The organism is Ruegeria sp. HKCCSA071, assembly GCF_017872555.1.
Classification (GTDB): domain Bacteria; phylum Pseudomonadota; class Alphaproteobacteria; order Rhodobacterales; family Rhodobacteraceae; genus Ruegeria.
In genome coordinates this window covers 23527-47296 of sequence record NZ_JAEDOX010000010.1, presented here as the reverse complement: position 1 = coordinate 47296, position 23770 = coordinate 23527, and the positions used below count along the sequence as shown (strand labels likewise).

General features: G+C 53.7%; 23 protein-coding genes. 12 read left to right on the top strand and 11 right to left on the bottom strand.

What is annotated here, in order from left to right; translation table 11 throughout:
- Window positions 1-2: 2 nt before the first annotated feature.
- On the bottom strand, window positions 3-755 hold the full coding sequence (gene ubiE / locus I9188_RS16115; RefSeq protein WP_209507184.1) for a bifunctional demethylmenaquinone methyltransferase/2-methoxy-6-polyprenyl-1,4-benzoquinol methylase UbiE: 753 nt from the start codon (window positions 753-755) through the stop codon (window positions 3-5).
- 86 nt (window positions 756-841) lie between these two features.
- On the opposite strand from ubiE, the gene mutM reads away from it, so the two are divergent.
- The 6 genes from mutM to recF all read left to right on the top strand — a co-directional run bounded on the left by mutM (window position 842) and on the right by recF (window position 7469).
- Complete coding sequence (gene mutM, locus I9188_RS16110) at window positions 842-1693, top strand: bifunctional DNA-formamidopyrimidine glycosylase/DNA-(apurinic or apyrimidinic site) lyase (protein ID WP_209507183.1); 852 nt, start codon at window positions 842-844, stop codon at window positions 1691-1693.
- A 66-nt stretch (window positions 1694-1759) separates the two neighbouring features.
- Window positions 1760-2536 (top strand): enoyl-CoA hydratase, encoded by a 777-nt coding sequence (locus tag I9188_RS16105; protein WP_209507182.1) that lies wholly within the window; start codon window positions 1760-1762, stop codon window positions 2534-2536.
- A gap of 225 nt (window positions 2537-2761) precedes the next feature.
- On the top strand, window positions 2762-3025 hold the full coding sequence (gene rpsT / locus I9188_RS16100) for a 30S ribosomal protein S20 (protein WP_039541017.1): 264 nt from the start codon (window positions 2762-2764) through the stop codon (window positions 3023-3025).
- Window positions 3026-3580: 555 nt separating this feature from the next.
- The gene (dnaA, locus tag I9188_RS16095; protein ID WP_209507181.1) at window positions 3581-4966 is read left to right on the top strand and encodes a chromosomal replication initiator protein DnaA; all 1386 of its coding nucleotides are present in this window, start codon (window positions 3581-3583) and stop codon (window positions 4964-4966) included.
- 224 nt (window positions 4967-5190) lie between these two features.
- A complete protein-coding gene (gene dnaN, locus I9188_RS16090; RefSeq protein WP_209507180.1) occupies window positions 5191-6312 on the top strand; it encodes a DNA polymerase III subunit beta in 1122 nt (373 codons plus the stop codon).
- Window positions 6313-6371: 59 nt separating this feature from the next.
- Window positions 6372-7469 (top strand): DNA replication/repair protein RecF, encoded by a 1098-nt coding sequence (gene recF, locus I9188_RS16085; RefSeq protein WP_209507179.1) that lies wholly within the window; start codon window positions 6372-6374, stop codon window positions 7467-7469.
- Here the strand turns inward: recF and I9188_RS16080 are convergent.
- Window positions 7466-8032, bottom strand: a complete 567-nt coding sequence (locus I9188_RS16080; protein ID WP_209507178.1) for a carboxymuconolactone decarboxylase family protein — start codon at window positions 8030-8032, stop codon at window positions 7466-7468. The two genes, recF and I9188_RS16080, sit on opposite strands and share 4 nt — an antisense overlap.
- Before the next feature lie 100 nt (window positions 8033-8132).
- On the opposite strand from I9188_RS16080, the gene I9188_RS16075 reads away from it, so the two are divergent.
- The 4 genes from I9188_RS16075 to I9188_RS16060 all read left to right on the top strand — a co-directional run bounded on the left by I9188_RS16075 (window position 8133) and on the right by I9188_RS16060 (window position 15366).
- Window positions 8133-8705: a TetR/AcrR family transcriptional regulator gene (locus I9188_RS16075; RefSeq protein WP_209507177.1), complete on the top strand. Its 573-nt coding sequence runs from the start codon at window positions 8133-8135 to the stop codon at window positions 8703-8705.
- A gap of 114 nt (window positions 8706-8819) precedes the next feature.
- The gene (gene gyrB / locus I9188_RS16070) at window positions 8820-11237 is read left to right on the top strand and encodes a DNA topoisomerase (ATP-hydrolyzing) subunit B (RefSeq protein ID WP_209507176.1); all 2418 of its coding nucleotides are present in this window, start codon (window positions 8820-8822) and stop codon (window positions 11235-11237) included.
- Window positions 11238-12082: 845 nt separating this feature from the next.
- Complete coding sequence (locus tag I9188_RS16065) at window positions 12083-12280, top strand: DUF3955 domain-containing protein (RefSeq protein WP_209507175.1); 198 nt, start codon at window positions 12083-12085, stop codon at window positions 12278-12280.
- 1052 nt (window positions 12281-13332) lie between these two features.
- Window positions 13333-15366 (top strand): autotransporter outer membrane beta-barrel domain-containing protein, encoded by a 2034-nt coding sequence (locus I9188_RS16060; protein WP_245220645.1) that lies wholly within the window; start codon window positions 13333-13335, stop codon window positions 15364-15366.
- 88 nt (window positions 15367-15454) lie between these two features.
- On the opposite strand, the gene I9188_RS16055 is transcribed toward I9188_RS16060, so the two are convergent.
- Window positions 15455-16384 carry an SdiA-regulated domain-containing protein gene (locus I9188_RS16055; RefSeq protein WP_209507174.1) on the bottom strand — a complete coding sequence of 310 codons (930 nt, stop codon included), beginning with the start codon at window positions 16382-16384 and terminating at the stop codon, window positions 15455-15457.
- A 182-nt stretch (window positions 16385-16566) separates the two neighbouring features.
- Here I9188_RS16055 and I9188_RS16050 point away from each other — a divergent pair, with 182 nt between their 5' ends.
- Complete coding sequence (locus I9188_RS16050) at window positions 16567-17325, top strand: hypothetical protein (RefSeq protein WP_209507173.1); 759 nt, start codon at window positions 16567-16569, stop codon at window positions 17323-17325.
- On the opposite strand, the gene I9188_RS16045 is transcribed toward I9188_RS16050, so the two are convergent.
- The 8 genes from I9188_RS16045 to I9188_RS16010 form a co-directional block, all read right to left on the bottom strand.
- Entirely contained in the window at window positions 17326-18267 is a 942-nt protein-coding gene (locus I9188_RS16045; protein ID WP_209507172.1) for a metallophosphoesterase, read from the bottom strand.
- A complete protein-coding gene (locus tag I9188_RS16040; RefSeq protein ID WP_209507171.1) occupies window positions 18257-19690 on the bottom strand; it encodes a hypothetical protein in 1434 nt (477 codons plus the stop codon). The genes I9188_RS16045 and I9188_RS16040 overlap by 11 nt, the downstream gene beginning before the upstream one ends.
- Window positions 19691-19709: 19 nt before the next feature.
- Window positions 19710-20354: a hypothetical protein gene (locus tag I9188_RS16035; protein WP_209507170.1), complete on the bottom strand. Its 645-nt coding sequence runs from the start codon at window positions 20352-20354 to the stop codon at window positions 19710-19712.
- A 120-nt stretch (window positions 20355-20474) separates the two neighbouring features.
- Complete coding sequence (locus I9188_RS16030) at window positions 20475-20648, bottom strand: hypothetical protein (protein ID WP_165590775.1); 174 nt, start codon at window positions 20646-20648, stop codon at window positions 20475-20477.
- 43 nt (window positions 20649-20691) lie between these two features.
- Window positions 20692-20997, bottom strand: coding sequence for a hypothetical protein (locus I9188_RS16025; RefSeq protein ID WP_082643644.1), 306 nt, complete (start codon window positions 20995-20997; stop codon window positions 20692-20694).
- A gap of 52 nt (window positions 20998-21049) precedes the next feature.
- Window positions 21050-21664, bottom strand: a complete 615-nt coding sequence (locus tag I9188_RS16020; protein WP_209507169.1) for a hypothetical protein — start codon at window positions 21662-21664, stop codon at window positions 21050-21052.
- Between the two features lie 55 nt (window positions 21665-21719).
- A complete protein-coding gene (locus tag I9188_RS16015) occupies window positions 21720-22082 on the bottom strand; it encodes a hypothetical protein (protein ID WP_209507168.1) in 363 nt (120 codons plus the stop codon).
- A 300-nt stretch (window positions 22083-22382) separates the two neighbouring features.
- A complete protein-coding gene (locus tag I9188_RS16010) occupies window positions 22383-22682 on the bottom strand; it encodes a hypothetical protein (protein WP_170808400.1) in 300 nt (99 codons plus the stop codon).
- 568 nt (window positions 22683-23250) lie between these two features.
- Here I9188_RS16010 and I9188_RS16005 point away from each other — a divergent pair.
- Window positions 23251-23766: a DUF805 domain-containing protein gene (locus I9188_RS16005; RefSeq protein WP_209507167.1), complete on the top strand. Its 516-nt coding sequence runs from the start codon at window positions 23251-23253 to the stop codon at window positions 23764-23766.
- Window positions 23767-23770 lie beyond the last annotated feature (4 nt).

Here is a 23770-nt window from a genome sequence, read left to right as displayed (position 1 = left end):
CGTCAGATCTTCCAGCCGGAATGCAGCGCGGCGATACCCATGCTGAGATTGCGGAATTTCGCGTTTTCGAAGCCAGCGGTTCGGACCATGTTCAGGAAGGTTTCCTGATCGGGGAACTTGCGGATCGACTCCACCAGATACTGATAGCTGTCGTAATCATTCGCGATCAGCTTTCCCATGCGTGGAATGACATTGAAGCTGTAGAGGTCATAGAGCTTTTGCAGCCCGTCATTGGGAAGCTGACTGAACTCCAGCACCATCAGGCGGCCACCAGGTTTCAGAACGCGAAAGGCTTCGTTCAGGGCCTCTTGCGGGCGGGTCACGTTCCGGATGCCGAACGAGATCGTGTAGACATCAAAGGTGTTGTCTTCGAACGGCAGGGCCATAGCGTCGCCCACCACCCAGTTCAGGCTGTCGGCCATCTGGTCGGCTTCGGCGCGTTGCCGTCCTTCGACCAGCATGGGTTCTGTCAGATCAAGAACCGTGGCATGGCCATAGCCTGCGCGTTTCAGAAAGCGAAAGGAAATGTCACCGGTTCCGCCTGCGACATCCAGCAAACGCTGATCGGGGCGTGGCGCCAACCAGTCCATCATCGCATCTTTCCAGACCCGGTGGATACCCATCGACATGACATCGTTCATCACGTCATATTTCGAGGCGACCGAGTTGAACACGCCCTGCACGCGCCCGGCCTTGTCAGCCTCGCGTACGGTTTCGAACCCGAAATGAGTGGTGTTGTCGCTGTTGTCGGACATAAGCCTTGCCGTTTGTCGAATTTCGCTTCTGTTATAGGGCTCTGGGAGCGGGGCACAATGCGGCCCTTTGGAATAGGAGCCCTGTAATGCCAGAATTGCCCGAGGTCGAGACTGTAAGACGCGGCCTGAGCCTTGCGATGGAGGGGGTCGAGATTGAAAGGGCGGATGTGAATCGCCCGGATCTGCGCTGGCCATTTCCCGAACGCATGGCAGAACGGCTGACCGGGCAGCGGGTGGATCGGTTGCGGCGGCGGTCAAAATACATCCTGGCCGACCTCAGCAGTGGCGAGACCTTGTTGATCCATCTGGGGATGTCGGGGCGAATGACGGTGTCAAGCGATCCACTAGGTCATTTCCTGCGCGAACATCCGGCCGCTGAGAAACATGACCATGTTGTTTTTCACATGGCCAACGGGGCGCGTATCACCTTTAACGATCCACGCCGGTTCGGGGCGATGGACCTTCTGCCCACAGCCACGGCCGAGGATCACAAGCTTCTGGCGGTTCTGGGACCGGAGCCCTTGGGCAATGATTTCCATGAGCAACACCTGATTGAAGCGTTCAAAGGCAGGAATACCCCTGTCAAATCAGCCCTTCTGGATCAGGGAATCGTTGCTGGGTTGGGCAATATCTATGTTTGCGAAGCGCTTTATCGCGGCAAGGTGTCGCCACGTCGTAAAGCAGGGCAAATATCTGCGGCACGTGTATCGTCGCTGGTTCCGATCATTCGGAAGGTGTTGCAGGACGCGATCGAAGCAGGCGGATCATCCCTGCGGAATTTCCGGCAAGCCGATGGAGAACTTGGATATTTTCAGCATAGCTTTGATGTCTACGGCCGCGAAGGAAAGCCCTGCCGGACCGAGGGTTGCAATGGTCTGATCCAGAGAATCACCCAGTCCGGTCGCTCATCCTTCTATTGTGCGCAATGCCAAAGATAGCTTGATCCAGAGAATTCGCGTGGTAAGGACTCGTAACTGAACGGAACAACCGGAAGCTTTTTTCTCATGGCTTTTGAGACGATCATCGTCGAAATCGAAGACCACGTCGCCCTAATCAAACTCGACAGACCGGATGCGTTGAATGCGCTGAACTCCCAGTTGCTGGGTGAGTTGTGTACTGCGCTGGAAGAGGCGGACAGCAACGACAAGGTGCGTTGCATCGTCATCACCGGATCGGACAAGGCCTTTGCTGCTGGCGCGGACATCCGGGAAATGTCCGAGATGAGCTTTGTAGATGTCTACACCACCAACCTTTTTGCTGATGCAAACGATCGGGTTTCGGCGATTCGCAAACCGATCATCGCTGCTGTTGCGGGCTATGCTCTGGGTGGGGGATGCGAGTTGGCAATGCTCTGCGATTTCATCATTGCTGCGGACACTGCCAAATTCGGTCAGCCTGAAATCAACCTTGGCGTAATAGCAGGGTTGGGCGGCACCCAGCGTTTGACGCGCTTTGTCGGCAAGTCCAAGGCGATGGACATGAACCTGACCGGTCGGTTCATGGACGCGGACGAAGCCGAGCGCGCTGGTTTGGTCAGCCGGGTCGTACCAGCCAAGAAACTGATCGACGAAGCCGTCGGTGCGGCGCAAAAAATAGCAGAGAAATCGGCGCTGACGGCAGCTGCGGCAAAAGAAGCGGTCAATCGCAGTTACGAGCTTCCGCTGAGTGAAGGCATGCTGTTTGAGCGCCGCGTCTTCCATTCCATGTTTGCCACCGAAGACCAGAAAGAGGGCATGGCGGCGTTTCTTGAAAAGCGGGCTGCACAGTTTCGCGACAAGTAAATCGCAAGAGATTAATGAAAGGCGGGCGTTGCCCGCCTTTTCTTTGCCGGGTCTGTGAGTTCCAAGAATCGGCTTGGCAATCCTTGAAATGTTAGGTATTGAGCGCCGCAATACATGCGCGTGCGGCCCGCTTGGCCCGACTCACACTCGTGATTTCTGATCCGGTGCGGATATGTCCGTGGCGCGCAACCCTTGATAACCGTACCGAACGAAGGTCAGAGATACATGGCAAATTCGCCCCAGGCAAAGAAACGCGCCCGTCAGAACGAAAAGCGTTTCGCTGTTAACAAAGCGCGTCGTTCGCGCATCCGCACCTATCTGCGTAAAGTCGAAGAAGCGATTGCATCCGGTGACAAAGATGCGGCAACCGCAGCACTGCGCGCCGCCCAGCCTGAGCTGATGCGCGGCGTTACCAAAGGCGTGTTCCACAAGAACACTGCCGCGCGTAAAATGTCGCGCCTGTCGGCCCGGGTCAAAGCTCTGGGCTAAAGCTCGCGGGTTACCTTAGGTCAAGTCAGCAAGGCTGAACTAATGTCAAAGGCGCTGCGCATTGCGGCGCCTTTTTTCGTGTTGCCGGAATACCGCGCCTTCACGAAACCGAGAGATTCTTTCGACCAAAGACCCGAGTCAATATCAGAGTTTCGTTGCCGCGCCCCATTTCAAGTTGCTACCACTGATGTCAGCGATTCACTCGCTTGGGGGGACAGGCTGTTTACTCGATCGGACTGACGGGCATCAGATCGATCAGGAGACATTCGTCGACGACTGGCGCAAGCTGGGCTGCCGATTTGCCGCGAAGTCCGGGTTATCCGGGATTCTCGGCCCTGTCTGAAAATTGAGATTGTGACGTGCAGCCCGAGTTTCGGGACGCTCATTTATTGTTGAGCGTCGAAAATCCGGGTGCACCGAACTTTCAGGGGCAATCCCGCCAAACCGTTAGGTTTGGCGATAGGTTTCCTTTGGGCGTGTGAATACAAGACCGGGCAACCGGCTTCGTATGATAAGGCCGACAGGCCAATAAGAATGGGATGCGTGAGGCGCTGAATGACACAAGAGAAATGGGGACTACTGCGTAACAAATTGCTGAAGGCCGTCGGTCGGAATAATTTCACCACTTGGATCGAGCCTCTGGAATTTAAAGAGCTGCAGGATGGTGTGGCGGTTTTTTCCGTGCCAACGAACTTTATGGGGAATTACGTCAGCCAGAATTTTGCGGACCTTATCTTGTACGAGCTGAATACGGCTGGGGAAACCGTTCAGCGTCTGGATTTCCGTGTTGCCGCCAACTCGCCCGCACGCCCCAAGCCCGCAGCCAAGGTGGTCGCCGAAACTCGGCCAGAGCCGGTACCCACAGTCGCTACGGATAGTGCGCAGAACGCTTTGGAGTCGTTGCAGGCCGCGCCGCTGGATTCGCGGTTCACCTTTGACAGTTTCGTGGTGGGCAAACCCAACGAGCTGGCCCATGCTGCCGCGCGCCGTGTGTCCGAAGGCGGCCCGGTAACATTCAACCCGCTCGTTCTGTATGGTGGAGTGGGTCTGGGTAAGACCCACCTGATGCACGCAATTGCCTGGGAGCTGAAAACCAAGCATCCGGAACTGAATGTCCTGTACCTGTCAGCCGAACAGTTCATGTATCGCTTCGTGCAGGCCCTGCGGGAACGCCGGATGATGGATTTCAAACATTTGTTCCGTTCGGTCGATGTGTTGATGGTCGATGACGTGCAGTTCATTGCCGGAAAGGATTCTACTCAGGAAGAGTTTTTCCATACGTTCAATGCGCTGGTGGATCAGAACAAGCAGATCATCATCTCGGCTGACCGCGCCCCGGGCGAAATCAAGGATCTGGAAGATCGTGTAAAGTCCCGCCTTCAATGTGGTTTGGTCGTTGACCTGCATCCGACCGACTATGAATTGCGTCTGGGCATTCTTCAAAACAAGGTCCAGCAATATAGCAGTTCCTATCCCGACCTGACGATTGCAGATGGCGTCCTTGAATTTTTGGCTCATCGTATCTCGACCAATGTCCGCGTGCTGGAAGGTGCTCTGACACGTCTGTTTGCCTTTGCCTCGTTGGTTGGACGCGAGATCGACATGGAGCTGACGCAGGATTGTCTGGCAGATGTCCTGCGCGCATCCGAGCGTAAGATCACAGTTGAAGAGATTCAGCGGAAAGTATCCGAATACTACAACATCCGCATGTCTGATATCATCGGTCCCAAGCGCCTGCGATCCTACGCGCGCCCCCGTCAGGTGGCGATGTATCTGTGCAAGCAGCTGACCAGCCGGTCGCTGCCAGAGATCGGTCGTCGGTTCGGCGGGCGCGACCACACCACGGTCATGCATGGCGTCAAGCGCATTGAAGAGCTGAAGCTGACCGACGGTCAGATCGCTGAAGACGTGGAAATGTTGCGCCGGTCTCTCGAAGCCTGAACCGGGTCAGTAGTGCTTAGAAACGCTCCGGGCTTCTGCGCCGGGGCGTTTTTTGTGCGTAATAATCCACGGTTGCACCAGAACTGAGGCCTGTGGGGCACGCCGCACTTGACGGTTGGTGCATTCCAACCCAGAAATCCGTAAAAAATCCTTGTGCCTCGGGGTGGAACCGCTAACGTGCCAGTCCCGCCCAAGTCGGTACGCAAGTCAGAGGAATTGAGGGTATGAAGATCAGCATTGAACGCGGCACCCTACTAAAGGCCGTTTCGCAGGCCCAGTCTGTTGTAGAACGTCGCAATACCATTCCCATACTTGCCAATGTCCTGATCGAGGCCGAAGGCGATCAGGTCCAGTTCCGTGCCACCGATCTGGATATCGAAGTGGTCGATAAGGCACCCGCACAGGTCGAAAAGGCAGGCGCGACAACCGTTGCGGCAACAACCCTGCATGAGATTGTGCGCAAACTGCCCGACGGTGCGCTGGTGACACTGACCGCTGACAGCGCTGCCGGACGGCTGACAGTTGAAGCGGGTCGGTCGAATTTTTCGCTGGCGACGCTGCCAAAAGAAGATTTCCCGGTGATGGCATCGTCTGAGTATCAATCGAATTTCACTGCTTCGGCGGCATTGCTGCGCCGGTTGTTCGACAAGTCGAAATTCGCCATCTCGACGGAAGAGACCCGGTACTATCTGAACGGTGTCTACATGCATGTGGCAGATGGGTCCGAAGGTGGAAAAATGTTGCGTTGTGTGGCCACCGATGGCCACCGGCTTGCGAGGATTGACGCAGATTTACCGGATGGTGCGGCGGATATGCCGGGCGTGATCGTACCCCGCAAAACAGTCGGCGAGTTGCGCAAGTTGCTGGATGACGACGAGATGGATATCGCCGTTTCGGTCAGTGAAACCAAGGTGCGCTTTGCTACGCCGGATATCACGCTGACGTCGAAGGTTATTGACGGCACTTTCCCCGACTACACACGTGTTATCCCACAAGGAAACACTCGCAAGCTTGAAGTGGATGCCGCTGAGTTCGCGCAGGCCGTGGATCGCGTTGCGACTGTTTCGTCGGAACGGTCGCGGGCAGTGAAATTGCAATTGGAAGGTGACAAGCTGATCCTGTCGGTAAACGCTCCCGACAGCGGTGCCGCCGAGGAAGAACTGGCCGTCGCTTACGGGGATGAGCGGTTGGAGATCGGGTTCAACGCCAAATACCTGTTGGAGATTGCGTCTCAGGTGGATCGTGAGAATGCAGTTTTCCTGTTCAACTCGGCTGGTGACCCGACATTGATGCGCGAAGGCAACGACCTGAGCGCCGTATACGTCGTCATGCCGATGCGCGTCTGATCGCGCGGACGCGCGATGCCTCCGGCGGGAGTATTTTTGAAAAGATGAAGGGAGGGGTCATGGGATTGGCCCTGACCGAGCTTACGGTCTCGCATTTTCGATCTCATAAGCTGGCGCGGTTGTCTCTGGACGGGCGACCCGTTGCCATTCACGGGCCTAACGGTGCGGGGAAGACCAACATTCTTGAAGCGGTGTCGTTGTTTTCACCCGGTCGCGGGATGCGGCGGGCGAGTGCAGCCGAGATGACCCGGCGGCCCGAAGCGTTGGGTTGGAAACTGTCCGGGTTGCTGGACGCTCAGGGGCAGCGTTTTGAAATCGAAACCTGGTCCGAGGGCGGCGCAGCGCGACAGGTGCGAATTGATGGCAAGTCGGCGACCCAGATCGAACTGGGAAAACTTGCGCGGGTTGTCTGGCTGACCCCGTCCATGGACCGTCTGTGGATTGAAGGGGCTGAAGGGCGCCGTCGGTTTCTGGACCGTATTGCGCTGAGTTTTGACCCAGCCCACGCTGAAACATCGCTGATCTATGAAAAAGCGATGCGCGAGCGTAACCGTCTGCTGAAAGAGCAGGTCAGGGACGCGCATTGGTATGCCGCGCTTGAAGGGCAGTTGGCCGAGACGGGGCACCGCATCCATACCGCGCGGTTGAGGTCGCTGGATCTTCTGCGGGCGGCGCAGGACCGGGCGGAAACCGTGTTCCCTTCGGCTGAACTTGAATTGGTGCAAACCGAAGGCGCAATTCCCGAGACGGTGGAAGATTTGCGAGACGCGTTGAGCGAGAGCCGGTTCAGGGATCTGGCAGCGGGCCGGACCCTGGTGGGGCCGCATCGGTCCGACCTGTACGGTGTGTTCGCGGCCAAGGGCGTGCCGGCAAGAGAGTGTTCCACTGGTGAGCAGAAAGCGCTTTTGGTGTCGCTGATCCTGTCCAATGCGCGGGCGCTGGCGGAGATCTTGGGCGCACCTCCGATCGTTCTGCTGGATGAAGTGGCCGCGCATCTGGATGCTGGGCGGTGCGCAGCGCTTTATGACGAGGTTTGCGCGCTGGGCGCTCAGGCCTGGATGACGGGCACCGGACCTGAACTGTTTGCGGAATTGGGCGACCGGGCCCAGACGCTGATCGTGACCGAAAGCGATGAGGGTTCGGTCGTGGCGGCTTAGGCCGGTTCGCTGACTTTACGTTCCCACAGAAAGCCGCGCATAACTTCGTCCACTGGGGTTTTGGCCATGTGGTTGACGTAGTTCGACATGGTTTTCTGGGCCAGACCCAGCACGACATCCAGAACCGCGCGATGGGAATAGCCCGCATCAAAGAACGCCTGAAGCTGATCTTCGGTCGGGTTGCCTCGGGTTTCCATCACTTGCAGGGTGAAGGTGCGAAGTGCTTCGAGTTTGGCTGAAGGCAGCGGAGTTTCGTTACGCAGCGCGTCCGAGATTTCGTCCGATATCTTCATCATCTTGGCGATACCGGTGTGGGCGGGCACGCAGTAGTGGCACTCGTTTTCCACATTGATGGTCTGCCAGACGACGGTTTTCTCATCATTGTCGAAATCAGTTTGCAGGAACAGGCCGTGCAGAACCTGATAGCCTTCGAGATGCTGAGGGCTTTCGGCCATGACCTTATGAAGGCCGGGCAAGCGACCAAAAGCGGCCTGAGACTTTTGCAGCAGCGGTTTGGACGCTTCAGGCGCGGTTTCGAGGTCGTGAGACGGGAAATTGGCCATGTTGGAACTCCTGTTTTTGGCGCGATGGGTCGTATTTAGGGTTTCTTGAGTGATCGCTCAAGTATATATTTGAGTGAACGTTCAAGAATTGGTGATGTTGATGCCCCGCAAACCTACATATGATCGTGACGCGTTGATCGCGAAGGCGAAGGATATCTTCTGGCGTCAGGGCTGGGCTGGTACATCGCTGAAGGACCTTGAGCGGGAGCTGAAGCTGAAGCCCGGCAGTTTTTATGCGGCATTCGGGTCGAAAGATGCGCTCTATGCGCTGACAATGGAGAGTTATACGCAAGAAGGTGTGGCGCGCCTAAAGGCCCTGGCGGAAAAACTGGGCCCGAAGGAAGCGCTGAAAGCGCAGCCCCGATTGGTGATCGAAGCGCCCAAGACCCCGGCAAAGGCCTGCATGTTGGCAAAGACATATGCCGAGTTGAAGGCGAAGGATCATGACCTTGCGGATCAGGCGGCCCATCACATGGCGGAAATGAAAGAATGTTTCGCGGATCTGTTTCGCAAGGCTCAGGATGCCGGTGAAATCGGGGCGGGACATGATCCGGATCGATTGGCGGCACGGTATCAGTCGGACATTCTCGGGCTGCGATTGTCGGCCGAGCGCGAGGATGTCGATGCGTTGGAAATTGCCGCGGATATCGCTTCTGATATCGATCGTTTGTGATCCCCTTTTCGGGTGGCGAAAAACGATCCGGAACAACACAAAATATTGGGGGATGGCGTGACAATCCCTACCAGAAAACGTATAAGTTACCAAAATAATATAGGTACTGACTGAATGTCCGAAGACGCACAGGCCCCTCAAGAATACGGCGCAGATTCTATTAAGGTTCTCAAAGGCTTGGAGGCAGTTCGCAAACGCCCCGGCATGTATATCGGGGACACGGATGATGGCTCGGGTCTGCACCATATGGTGTATGAGGTTGTCGACAACGGGATTGACGAGGCTTTGGCGGGTCATGCCGACCATGTGACGGTGAAAATTCACGCCGATTCCAGTGTTTCTGTCAGCGACAATGGGCGTGGTATTCCGGTGGACATCCACCCGGAAGAAGGCGTGTCGGCGGCCGAGGTGATCATGACCCAGCTGCACGCCGGTGGGAAATTCGACAGCAACTCGTACAAGGTGTCGGGTGGTCTGCATGGTGTGGGTGTTTCCGTGGTGAATGCGCTTTCGGATTGGCTGGAGCTGCGTGTCTGGCGCAATGGCAAAGAGCATGTCGCGCGTTTTGAAGGTGGTGAAACCGCTGAGCACCTGAAGGTTGTCGGTGAATGCGGGGGCCGGACAGGAACAGAAGTGCGGTTTCTGGCTTCGACCGATACATTCTCGAACCTTGAATACTCATTCGAGACATTGGAAAAACGCCTGCGCGAACTGGCATTTCTGAATTCGGGCGTACGGATTATCCTGATCGACGAGCGCCCGGCGGAACGGCTGGAAACCGAGCTGTTCTATGAAGGTGGGGTCAAGGAGTTCGTTAAGTACCTCGACCGGTCCAAAACCCCTGCCATGTCCGAGCCGATCTATATCAAGGGCGAACGCGACGATATCGGTGTGGAGATCGCAATGTGGTGGAATGACAGCTATCACGAGTCTGTCCTGCCCTTTACCAACAATATCCCTCAGCGCGATGGCGGCACCCATGTAGCAGGTTTCCGTGGTGCCCTAACCCGGACGATCAACAACTACGCGCAGTCCAGCGGGATTGCGAAAAAGGAAAAGGTTAGCTTTACCGGTGATGACGCGCGCGAAGGTCTGACCTGTGTGCTGTCGGTCAAAGTGCCTGATCCGAAGTTCTCGTCGCAGACCAAAGACAAGCTGGTCAGTTCCGAGGTTCGCCCGGCGGTCGAAGGTCTGATGAACGAAAAACTTGCCGAGTGGTTTGAAGAAAACCCGACCGAGGCCAAAGCGATCGTCGGCAAGATCATCGAGGCCGCACTGGCGCGCGAAGCCGCTCGAAAGGCGCGTGAACTGACCCGCCGCAAAACGGCGATGGATGTGAACTATCTGGCGGGCAAGTTGAAGGATTGTTCCGAGAAAGACCCGTCCAAAACCGAAGTCTTCCTTGTCGAGGGGGATTCGGCGGGTGGATCTGCGCAAACGGGCCGGGACCGTCTGACACAAGCGGTTCTGCCTCTGCGCGGTAAGATCCTGAACGTGGAACGCGCGCGGTTTGACCGGATGTTGTCTTCGCAAGAGATTGGTAATCTTGTCATGGCGCTGGGTACCGGTATTGGCCGTGATGAGTTCAACATTGAAAAGCTGCGTTACCACAAAATCGTCATCATGACCGATGCGGATGTGGACGGCGCGCATATCCGAACCCTGCTGCTGACGTTCTTCTACCGGCAAATGCCCGAGTTGATCGAAGGTGGATATCTCTATATCGCGCAGCCGCCGCTCTATAAGGTTTCGCGCGGTAAATCAGAGGTTTATCTGAAGGATCAGGCGGCTCTGGACGATTATCTCGTCAACCAGGGGGTCGAGGGCGCCGTACTGAAACTGGGATCGGGCGAAGAGATCATTGGTCAGGACCTGGCCCGGGTGGTGGACGAAGCGCGCCAGTTGAAACGCGTTCTGGACGCCTTTCCGACGCACTACCCACGCCACATTCTGGAACAGGCCGCTGTTGCCGGTGCCTTTGTGCCGGGTGCGGTGGATGCCGATCTGCAAGGGGTGGCTGACAAGGTTGCCGCCCGTCTGGACCTGATCGCGTTGGAGTATGAGCGTGGCTGGCAGGGCCGGATCACGCAGGATCACGGAATTCGGCTGGCCCGCATTCTGCGTGGTGTCGAAGAGGTTCGCACCTTGGACGGCCCGATGTTGCGGTCGGGGGAGGCCCGCAAAACAGGCAGCTTCACGCAAAGCCTGCAAGAGGTCTACAACACCTCGGCCACGTTGATCCGCCGTGATCGTAGCCAATTGATCCACGGTCCGCTGGACCTGTTGCGCGCCATTCTGGAAGAAGGGGAAAAGGGCCTGTCCCTACAGCGCTACAAAGGTCTGGGAGAGATGAACCCCGACCAGCTTTGGGAAACAACTTTGGACCCGGATGCACGCACGCTGCTGCAAGTGCGCGTTGACGATATGGTGGAAGCTGACGATCTGTTCACCAAGCTAATGGGTGATGTTGTCGAACCTCGTCGGGAATTTATCCAGAAGAACGCCTTGAGCGTCGAAAATCTGGATTTCTGACGGTTTGTAGGGACGCGCACAAACCTTCACGCACCCCATAAGTTTGCACTGTTTCACGATAATAGTGCAGAGGAGAGCAAGTAAATCGCCTTATGCGGGTGTCGAAGGATAAGTTTCAGTTGCTCAAGGATTGAACACCTGATCGCGATACCAGATCAGGTTCTCCTTGTGCCCAGCAGTTTGACCAGAGATCTGCTTGGAATGTCCAGAAAACGAGCTCATTGCCGGTGCGGACAATTTACTCGAAAACCTAGGTGTCCCGTCGTCCTTGAAAGTCACCAGACCCTTGTCAAATGCTGTATCCCATGATGCTGACAGCAAATAGCTTTATTCGGATACCCTAAGGTCTGTAGCTCGTTCAGCTCTCTTTTCGGGCAGTGTTGCAAAGCGAATACCCTTTAAGAAGGTACGATTTCTGGCTCGATTCTCGGTTCTGAATACCTTGCCAAGTTTACCGGCTGATCAGTCGAAAACAGCCCATCTGAGTGAACCTCTCCCCAAATGGGTTGATCCACACCATAAACAGGCCAAATCGCGCGGTTCGTGAAGCCGACCTTCCGGCCAACTCTCTTTTTGCCCTGAAGTTCTCGGACGCGACTTGCAATCGAATAAGCGTCATCCAGCGTTAGCTGCCCTGCCTCTGAAGACAGTGGAGATATCTGCTGGGCAGAGGCAATGGCATCAGAGATTGTCTGAGCGTTAGATTCAATATCTCTTGTCATATTCGCATTATATGCGCCAACGGCTGGATCGCGATGCAATCAAGGTATTGAAGAACTAGGTTCCTCAAGTCACAGGTATGAAGAACGATGCTAACTGTTGGTCCATTCCCTAGGAGACCTGACATGACCAAACTTCGCCTTTTTGGTATCGTCATCCTTTTCCTTGCAGCACTAAGTGGGCTTTCAGAGCACCTGTTTTTTGGCGGTGTCGACCCAAACGGCGTTCTGCAAGAAAGCTTCTTTTTGCCGCTGACTTTCATTCTCGCAGCAATTGGCGTCGTTGTGCTCGTAGTTTCTTTGTTCCAATCGCGGCGTGACTGAGACGAGTCCGTCAGTTAGAACGCTGTTCCAAAACGCAAATCGGGTAATCTCCAGGATGGCGACCTCCGCCCAAGTCTAGGCAGGCCTCCTCATATTGGTAACGTTCGACCGCACGTCCCGCTAGGAACATGTATAACCCGACCGTCAATACGGTGAGCGCCAACAGTATCTTCGTACTCCGTGTCATTGCTCAGTTTATTGTTTCATTCTCTTGGTGTCAGTCAACCAGCTTTCAGATCTTGTCGAAAATTGGCAAACTCTGAAACTCAAACTTCAAATTGGTTTCGTCGAGTTTCTGAATAAGGGACGCGCTCTCGATCAGATCAATCTCGGTCCAGAAGTTTTGGCCTACTAGCTTGAAAAGGTGCGTATCGGCGGAGCGGTGAGCATCTGCATTGATCTTAGCTATCGACTCCTAAATCCAATGATCCATGCCTATACTCAATGGCGCTGTTCAGCGCCCATCAAGCTCGGGAAAATCGTTTCAAGGCTTGACCTTTTGCGATTGCTTTTACGCAAGGGTGGGTGTGGTCGGAATGTAAAACCCGGCTTGTCTTGCCTCGCAGTAAATGCACGAGCAGGTCTGTATTGCGCAGACCTTCCCGTGTTGTGAGTTTGCTCATATGCCACAACAAAAAATCCAAAAAGATAAACTTTGTTTTTCAAGTCCTAAGTTGAGGTAGCTTCGCTTGTACCGCGAGAGGAGAAAGTTGGTGACAAACAATAGGCCGTTCCCACTAAGTCGAATTGCTCAGCGCATCACTTTGGCGAGTTTCACATTCGTAGCTTTCGCTTTTGTGATGTCGCCAACCAGTGCACAGGCTCGAAGCTCACAAGCCTGCGTAGAATTGGGTTCGCCCCGGATAGAATATTCATCAGGTTCTGAAACCACTCTAGCAAATCAAACTATCTCTACGACTGAGCGAACATGTCTCCCGATCCCGAATGGTCCAATAACGCATCTTCTGATTGGAAACTCTTCCATAACGCCTTCTGGGGAAATTGAGCTGTATGTCCCGGGCCAAAATACCGTTCCAAGCAATGCTTCAGTTTTGACTCTTCTGAACGTCGATGTCGCGGCGGGGACCGGCGACTTTGTTTCACGGGAGGCCCTGACGACGCAAATCAACGGCAAGCTACGGGTGAATATTATTGGCACTTCGATTGGTTCGGGAAGGTCGATGACATTCGCACCCGCCAATGGTGGAGACGTTGACCCTACCGAGGTGTATTTCCAATCAGACACGCCGTTAACTTACGATAACTTGACAGTAACAAACGCGACGGAAATCGCGTTTGGTGTGATCAACATTCAGACAAGAATAGCTCAAGCGTCTGATTTTACACTGACCAACAGTTCAATGACGGCCACCAGCAATATGGTGATCGGTGCTGGTTCAACACTTCGGCTTGACGCGTCCAGCAGCTTAACCACGGTCGATTTTGATAACTTTGGTACTCTGGCCGGCAACGGCACCGTGAACGCATTCAATTTCAACGTGAGAAATGGCGCTGTTCTTTCACCAGGCTCCTCGATTGGAACGTTGAATTTTACTAGTGCAATTTCCTTCGATGCGGGGTCGACGATTTTGTCGGAAGTCGACCCCGCAGCGGCACAAAATGCGGATCTGGTTTCGTCAACAGACGCAGTCACTGGCATCAACAACGCCACCATACAAGTCGAAGCCGCTCGTCCCGGCCTGACTGCGCAGGACTATGCTGCTGGCAACGACTATACGGTTTTTCAAGCCTCGAGTTTTGATGGAAACTCCCCAACTCTTGTTGCCGGGGGATCCCTGCCCGCCCTATCCAGTCTGAGTATCTCAAACACGCCAACTGCGGACGGTAGTATTGATATTGCGTTTTCGACCCTCCCCGTTTCGAGTTTACCGCAACATCCATCAGTTATCGGATCTCCCAATGCAAGCAACCTTGCTGGTGCGGTGGCCAACACCACAAACACGTCTCCAGGAACCAACCTGACCAACGGCACAACCTTGGGCAATGCCGTTAACACGCTTACCAATTCAGGTTTGGCTGGGTTTAATAGTGTGCACGCAGAACCATATTCCTCCAATTTGACCGTTGGTCTGGAGCAACTTGACCTGATAACCAACACAGTGCTGAGCCACGCTGACTGCCGCAAGTATCAAGCGGTTGGCTTCAGCAACGCGGATCAACCCGTTGCAGCAGGCGATATCGACTTGGCCCAGAGCCCGAGTGGCGCAATCGACTGCTCTGATCGGCGCTGGTGGATCGACACGGCCTATGTGAGCGGGGACGTTGAGGGAAGTAACGGCCTTGGCACATTCGACTATTCGCTGGGCACCATTTTGGTCGGAGCGGATGTCGCAAGCACCGATAGAGGTGTGGTCGGCGTGTACGCAGGTTTTGGGACATCCTCCATGGATGAACACGATCAAGTCGATCAGGACTTTTCGACCGACAGCTATCACGTGGGCGTCTATGGGCGTACAACAACAGGAACCTGGGAGTTCTCCGGGCTGGTCGGTTACATGTTCGGTGAAACCGACGCCAAGCGAAATAACCCTTCTGTTGATGGCTTTACGGGAGGCGAGGCAAAGTCTGATTTGGACCAAGAGGGCATCCATGCCGGTATCCAGGCACGGAAGTTGTTTAACCTGGACAGCGGTGCAAGGGTTTCCACAGTTTTTGGATTGAACTACGGGCGTATTCAACAAGGTTCAGGCACAGAGACGGGCGGTGGTGATTTCAACTACTCGATTGAAAAAGCGAACGCAGAGTCTCTGGTTGCTTCCATTGGAGTTGATTATCAACGCGACTTCTTGACAGAGAATGGTTTGCTAACCCCAATCGCCTTTGCTCGTTACGAGTATGACTTCTTTGCCAACAAGGATAGTGAGCACGAAATCACTGTGACGAGCCCGATATTTGGCACGTTCACACAAGTCGGACAAAACCGAGGAGCAAATGGTTTCGTTCTTGGTCTGGGGCTAGGGTATCAGATTTCTGATCTGGCAAGACTAACGGCAGGGTATGGTTACTCAGTTCGTTCCAACGGCCAAGAGCATGGCCTCGGTGCAAACTTAAGTGTTCGGTTCTGATTAGGGTGGAGCAACGAAGAGGAGTGGTAAGTTAGCTGCAACAACTTGCGGAAGCTATCGTGGCAATGTGACCGTCATTCTCTAGCGATCAAAATTTGGGGATATTAAAAACATAAAGCCGCGATTTCTTGGCGTCGTCTGTCAGGATATAGAGAAGCCCTCTGGTCTCATCGAGGGCGATCCCTTCGGGATGTTTAACTTCTTTTTGTTTTCCATCTTCTGAGAACGTCAAACTGATAGACTTTACTGACTTGGATTTTGGATTGTAGACGAAGATCTGACGGCTTTTGTCACTCACAATCCAAAGTGAACGCGAGGACCGAGACCATGCCAGGCCACTCAAATCCAGTTCATTATCATCTACACGTTCGGAGATAAAACCTGCATCGAGGGCTAAAGGAATCATCTCAACAATTTCATCTAGCTCTGGTGATACGACCATTAACAACCTTGGTTGTCCCTCAATGCCAATGAAGACCCGCCCGGATTCCGGGTCGACGGCGATGCCCTCAGGTCCCTTGTTCAAAGGGTTACCGACGAGCAATTCAGCGGCGTCCGAGTAGCCTTTGAGAGATGTGAGAGGGATTGTAGTTAGTTGAATGGGGTCTGTCGGGTGAACGACTAGAATTGATCGATCAGTTTCCTGAAGTACTAAAACAGACCCATCTTTTCGTGATGCGACGCCCTCCAGATCTGATCCCGCCAATGAAGGCAGCTTGAATGAGTTTCCTAATGCCCCGTCGATTCCAAGTAGGTGCAGTTTAGGTTCAGCGTCGCTTACTGACCATAAGAAGCCTTCCGCGTTGGACAGAGACAATCCGGAAGGCTCCGAGAAGCCTTCCGATTTATCCGCCACCTTGAAGGAGTCGATGAGAGTCAAACCGGGACTCTCGGCGTGGGCGAGCTCGATCCATGCAAGAAATGCAACAGTAGCGCTTGCAAAAGAAGCTAGTGTTCCAAGCTTGGGGAAGCACCGTGAAAACCCAAGTTTCGACCGAAGCAGCTTGTGTTCTGACATTGGGTTTTCTCGCGCTTGGACCATATCCTTGTATCAGCGTTCGTATCACAGTCCGGACGCGATGTCCGAAGAATGCACGGTAATCTCTTTACCTGATCCCGCCTGTTGCGATTGAATTGAATAGGGCACGATGTGCCTTTGGTGAAGCGTAAGCCTTTGGCGTGAGCAGGAAGGAAGACAAGTTGAATACGACCCTCACATTTGTGACCGTGTTGTTGATGCTGCTGTTGCCAGGTGCTGTGGTGTCACAAGTCGACCCTGCGACGATGCTGGCCGGGGCTTCGGGGTCGGAAATCGTTATCGAACGCCGGTGGACGCAGTTTCGTGGCAAACAGGAACTGTATTTCTTTACTCTCGATGTGATTGTTACGATCATTCTGGCTGGCTTGATCGTCTATCATCCGGTGAGACGTAAAGCCCGTAGAAGTGTCAGCGATATCGTCATGCCGCGACTGTTCTTCCTTTATGCGCTTGTCGGCATGGCGGTTGGGTTTCTGGTCGTACAGCACGGATCGATGATCGGGTTCGTGATTTTTGGAATAGGAGCTCTGTTAAGGTTCCGATCAAATATGGATGACCCGGTCGACACGGTGGAAATGATTATAGTCACCGTGCTTGGGCTGGCGGTAGGGCTGGGCTTGCCCTTGATGGCCACACTGGTGGCGGTTGTATGTTGGTGTTTCATTTGGCTCGGTGGGCGAAACAAGGGCGTGGAAATTTCGCTCAAGGCTTCAAACGAAGAGCACTCATTGAAAGTCAGCGGGGACATTGAAGCCATGGCCGCAGACGCTGGCTGGAAGTTGGTCCGAAAACACCACGTTCCTGGAAAATCTCGCGTTTCTTTGCTTTTCATCACTTCGGGTGGATTGTCGGAAGCTCGGATCGAAGAGATGATAAACGATCTGGTCCCTGAAAAAGTTGAGTTGAAACTCAACCTCTAATCATTTCACAAGGTCTAAGCGCTTTAATACCGCATTCGGGGATCTGATCTCTTTCGGTAGCGACTTGAAGTTTACCGACCTTTCGAAATCGGGTCCACGATATACTGCTATCCCAAATTCTCCGTTTGGCTGGAACGTAACATGAGTGAAGCTGTGAGGTGATCTGGCTTTTGAGCCGATAAGCCGTCGCGGGCCACCTCCCAAACAAGCTTGAGAGACGTAAGCCACGCCGTCTTTCCAACCTGGATAGAAGGCATGATGGTGCCCTGACAAATGCAGTACGACACCGCTTTCCAGGTAGATTTTTTCAAGTGTTGGGTCACCGATGATTTCGCGTTCGCGCTGAATCGCGAAGGGCCAGAGTGGGAGGTGACTGAAAGTGACAATCGGGTCTCCATTTGCCCCCAGTTCCTCAAGTCTGTCCTGCTGGTCGCCGGATAGAGGTCCCAAGGTCGTAGCGTCCAAAGACGCAAACGTTACGCCCTGCATCTCAAAAGCGTAGAAGAACGGGTAGTCATCTGAAACCAGGAAATCGACATCTGGCTTTCTTGGTGCCCATTCCTCTGCGTATATTTTTCTTTCACGCTCGAACCCTCGGTAGGCGGAGGCATCATGGTTTCCAGGCGTGACCGCAAATGGAATTCCGGCAGCCGCTAGAGGATCTGATACGGCCACGTGAAACGCCTTCCACATCTCCCTGACCTGTTTGTCTGACAAGTTGGGAATGCGCTGTCCCGCGACCATATCGCCCGTCGAAATCACCAGATCGGGATCAATCTCGACTATCCGCTTAATTGCCTTCTCGACGCGGGCATCGTATTTCACCGAACCATAGCTGCCGTTCAGATCCGATATGACGACAACATCCAATGCCGCCGCTTTGCAGGTTAGCAGAGCGGTCCAAATGAACACCGCAATAAGGGCTGAACGCTTACGGGTCATAACAGTCCACAGCCTCAACCTCGGTGCCGTTTCTCAAAAAGAATGCGACAGGATCCAAGTCGAACATCAAATCGCCATTTGAACAATTGTCCTGGAGGATGGACGTTGCCAGCTGGGTGTTTTTTACAACTTGTGCAATCTGCCTATCTGACAACCCAAGGCTCTGCGACAGCCAGCCGTAGACGGGACCTTGAGATTTAAGATCATTATTCAAAGAAACCAAGCGCCGATACGTACTTGGAGAGAAGTGTCGCATTTTCTCCAGCATTTGAGTGGACTTCGCGAAGTTGGCATACGCTACCCGCCCACCAGCATCGTTGTCGTTTAGATTGCTGCGACGGATCAATAACGCCTCGGCAGGAACATCTCCATCGTTTGGCTCATGGTGCTTGGCTTTCTTATGCTTCAGTTCTCCGTCTTCGACCCAATACCAATAGGGTGTGAAGTCTATGTTTCCCACGCGGTCCTGCTGGCTAAAGATGAAATCTAGGAGAACAATCTCGGTAAGTTCTTGCATCCAAAATGTCATCTGTTGATCACTGACATCAGGACCGAGATCCTTGTTGATCTGCCGGTCCTTTCGGCCTTCTTTAACGCCCTCTGCAATAGCCTCTGGCAGGGGTTTTGAGGAACGCAAAGCCAAGAAAGCAGGCGTTTCCTGGAAATCACGGTTTTGGCCTTTCCCCCATCCAGACTTGCGGGTGCCGTTGATTTCCGAACCGTATCGATGCCCAGGACTATCAAGCAGTACACCGTATATTTGCGTTCGATCCGAGGTGAACAGATCATCGGTTGGTTGGTATGAGTTTGGGTCGGCATCCGCAGCCGCGAAGACCCGCCAGCCTTCGTGGTTCATGCGCCCGCCATGAGAGCCGCCAGAAATCGCAAGGCCAGGCTCGGCGACCTCGGAAAAATGCGCCTGGGTGTCCATGCTACGCCAAACGGCGACTGGAACTTTTACAGTCGCGTCGAAATATCTGGAGAAATGATAGTAAAGCAGCGACGAGGTGGAAAAGGTTCCACTGGTGCCCTTTTGGTTCATGGTGGATTTGAATTTGGCCACCCTGTCCTTGGCTAGATCTTTCGCCGCCTTCCCCTCTTTGCAAGCGTTTCTCTCGAATTCAGAGCGCTTCCCCACGTAGGGACCTTCCGAAATATCGTAGACGGCCATTCCTGGGCTGGTGCTCCAGGTTTTTGGGCAAATGGCAATTTCGGAGGCATAGAAATCGATCTCGCAATAGGCTGTCTCTTCCTCAAGATCGCTTTTTTGATACGCGCCCGTTGGAACTTTTTCGATCCGAATGCAGCGTTCCGTAACGCCGTTGGGACTCTCAAATGTCGTGGCTTCACCGAGGACATCGTCGCTCGCCCACAAGGCAGTGGGTGCAATGAAAGCCAGTGACCCCAGAAGATTGAACCTCATTTGGATACTCCTCCCGATATCATTTGGGGCAAATCGCTGCCTGTTGTTCGGTAGAGATCGTCAAATTGGGGTCGACACTGAATTTGGAGAACTTTGAGTCAATCCACTGGTCACACCCGCCTGAACATGGGGCACCGTTACGGGCATCATTCCAATAATCCTTGGCCCTTTCTTCCGTCCAACCGCAAAACTGAACGAGCGCCATTGCCGACAATGCTCCCGAGGAATGAACGCCCCACATGCAGTGCACCAGAACAGGACCCTTTCTAGGGTTTTCAATCACCTCATGTATGGACGCCATGACGGCACTGGGACGGGAGGATCTGGCGCTCTGATAGTCAAAGGATCCGTTTCCACAACTAGTGCGACCGTATTCAGTGTTTTTGCCAAAGTCGGCATAAAACCCGGTTGAAAACCCTTCATCACACAAAGTTTCACGTTGTCCTTCACTCAGGCCCGTTCGGTCTTTGTCGCCGCCTTTGAAACCAGAGCGATACAATACTCCGCTTAAGACTGGGCGAAAGAAAGCGACGCCATCAACACCCCCGTCGCCACCCTTTGAAAGCATTTGACTGTTGCTTGGGCCACCGTTTCGACTGGTTACGTCAGAATTCGCAGCGGTTGCGAGAACACCAATGAATATGAGGGACGTCAAAAACCGCATGCCAGCTCCTTTCTATTTTTCAGCCTGTTATGCTCACACTCTTCCCACTTGGAAATCTATTGGAGCGGCTCAATCTCAGCAGCCTTATCAAGTGCGCGATAGACTTTCCGACGTGAAGCTTTAAATCGGCCACACCAGATTGATGATAAAGACGACCACGAAGTAGGCCAGAAAAACTTTCCAGTTCAATTGGTGTTTGTTTTCTTCGTTTATCACGCCGGCCGATTTCAATGCCAGGTTTGTTACAATTAGAGCGACGATGGTAACCGCCGCATGTGCCAAGTCGAAATGCAAACTAAAGCTCCCTATTGCAGATATTTGATTGATGAAAAATGTGTCAGCAGTCACCTGATGGCAGCATAGTAACATCTGAGTACCTTCCCTCAGACGTCGTGATCCGAGCACAAGCAACAGTATCCTTGTTAAACCAGTACGAGGTCAGCCCTTCGCTGCGGACGAGTTCAAATCCGAGACTCTGGATGCCCATTTCAGCTTGGCCCGCTTTTGCCCCTTCAAATGACGAAAGATCGCTAGAGCTGCCCACAGTTGGTGCACTTGCATCCACTGATCCACCACTGTCGTCGCATGCTGCAAGCGCAGTAATACACGCTGTGCCGATCACCAATAGGACCTTGGGTTTCATCTGTTTTTCCTTCGCTTTTTGGACTTGCGTTCCAGGGTCTCTGATTGATCACCTATTCAATTCCGAAAATTACGTTGTAGCCGACGGAAGAGTTGCTGCGATTGATGACCTCCACAACATGATCACCAGATTGCCAAAGCTGTCCTCGATACTCCTTGTCCGCCGACATCAATCCCAACAGTTCAGAACCATCGGGGTTGCGAATAACGTAGTCCAAGGAGCCATTTCGCGGAGCAACGCGAACGTAGAGGAACTGTTCGTTTTTGGCACCCAGAACGTATTGCTGCGACGCTCCGGGCGCGAGTTCACCAACAAGTTCTGCGCCAGTGGAACCAGAATCAAATTTGACACGTTGGCTACCAGTAGACCCGGCGGCGCCTGCCATGGCTCCACCGCCATCATCCATCGCTTCGACAACCGACATCTCGCCGATGCTTCCATCCTTGTACGCGATGCAGCGCCAAAGTGTTCCACCTGCATCTCGCAGCATGACGAGCGTGCCCGCTTCTGAGAACTCTGAGCTTTCAATCGTACCGGACTGACCGTCTGGTCCACCAACCTGCCGCAAATGGCCGATACACGCGTCGTCGGCTTCTGACATTGCAAAGGCAGCTGCGCCCGCGATTGCGAACATGGGCGTGAGGAGTTTGAATAAAACGAGTTTCATCAGATGGTCCCTTGCTGGCTAATCCTTGGAGTTTTGTTCCGTGCAAATCGGAACCTCACTTGGCTTCTCGTAACTTTGACAGAAATTCATCGCATGCCTGCGCGCTGCCGACGATCTCGTCCGTCGTTTCAATTCCTTGCAGTGACGCCATTTCAGAATTTACGCGGTTAAGGATCTGATCCGCTTGCTCGGCGGTGATCAGGCTCTCGGCTTGTGCTCCTTTCAATGTGGAGCAGACACCGGCGGACAAGCCTGTCGCAACGCCGACACCCACCGCGGCCCCGCCACCCAAGGTCATCGCCCCAACCACGCCGAGGACGAGCCCGATCACAATTCCCAAGATTACTTTTCCCATGTTTTCCTCCCTTTTGGTGAGAAAGAGTTCAGCCACCACTACTGGCGCAATCTGCGTGCCCATCTGCAAATCAAGACCAGCGCTAACAGGTTGAGCGCCGGAGCAATCGCCGCGAACCACGGCTTGACGGAATCCGAAAATAAGTCCGCCACAAGTATCCAAGGTAGTCCCAACGGCAGCAGGAACACTCCGGACAAAGGGTCTCGTTCCTGTCCCAACCAGCCAAAAGTGCCCGTCAAGAATGCAACCAACGCCAACAGGTACATGACCGCGAATACGATGATGGTGGTTCTACAAACCAAGTCGAGTCTCAGCAGATCAAGCCAGTGCTGCGCAGCCGTTATCGGCTACGCATCAGACTACTCACAATGCGCCTTCGTCGCCCAGGAACTCGATACCAGCTGTCGCGCCATCACTGTAGGCAATGCAATTCCACGGAGCACGATCCTCGCCAACACCTACAGTAACCTGTGTTCCCGCCTCGCTAAATGCGGATGAGAGAACCACGACTTGTGAATTGTTCGTTGTGCTGGCTACATCTCGCAAACACGCCTGCTGAGCGGGTGTGAGTTCGGCGGACGCACTGGATGTACCCGTGTCGTCACAGGCCGCAAGCAGTGTGAAACAAGTTGCGCCCGCAATCATCACCATCTTGTTGGTCATCTTCTTCTCCCTCTGAGTCTGTTGAAATTAACGAAATTGGATGCGCTTGTTTGAAGCTCTCGCGTTTGGGCGCCGACAGAACACACAACGTTCCTGTGACGACCTTTCCCAAAACTTGCCGCGGGGGGCTTGGTCGGCGGGACGATATTTCGTTGACTATCGGGGCCGACGATAACGTGTGAAGGCCGAATGACGTCACTAGCAAATGCTAGAGCAAACTCTGGAAAGAGGGCGAGTACACTAAGTCTGAGCATCGCGTCCTCCATACGCTTGATCAATGTAAAAGGCCTTCCGACCACCAGCACTCACTCCAGCAGTCGGAAGGGCTCGGCACAGCGAGCAGTAGCGACCACAACGGAGGTAAAATAAAGTTGTGTCGAATTCGAATGTTTGAATCTTAATTTTAATAAATCAATATTTTTTTCGCGCGAAAAATTCATTACGCTCTTGTGCGATAGGCTTTTGCTTTCAAGCATAAAGGTAAGTGGGAACATCCATAAGGGAGAGTGTATTCTTTTGGGTCGGCGAGGCGTTCTGAGGTCGCACAGAAACTAAGAAAGGATTGAAAATGGGGTTTGTTGAAGCCGTTAAAACGTGTTTCTCGAAATACTTCCAGTTCTCCGGTCGGGCTTTACGCTCAGAATACTGGTGGTTCTTCTTGTTTGTGGTTCTCGTGAGTGCTGCTTTAGCTGTGCTGGATACCATCATATTTGGGATCAACCTCGAAACAGGGCAAGGATCTCGGGTTCTGTCCTTTGTTTTCCAACTTGCAGTTATCGTACCTATGCTGGCCGCCGGTTGGCGAAGGCTGCATGATACAGGGCGACCTGGCTGGTATTTGCTGCTGCCGATGGCGCTCAGCATTGCAACGCTTTTTGTTATGTTGGGTGGGGTGGCGTTCTTCTCGGTGTTGGAACAAGGGACCGAAAACCCCGATGCATTACGAGGACCCGCCGCAGTCCTGGGCGTGACCGGTATTGTTGTTGTCTCAATTCTGCAATTGGTTCTGTCCATCCTGATGATCTGGTGGCTGACGCGACCTTCCCAAGAAGGCGAAAACGAATATGGCGAACCTGTTTCCTGATCTG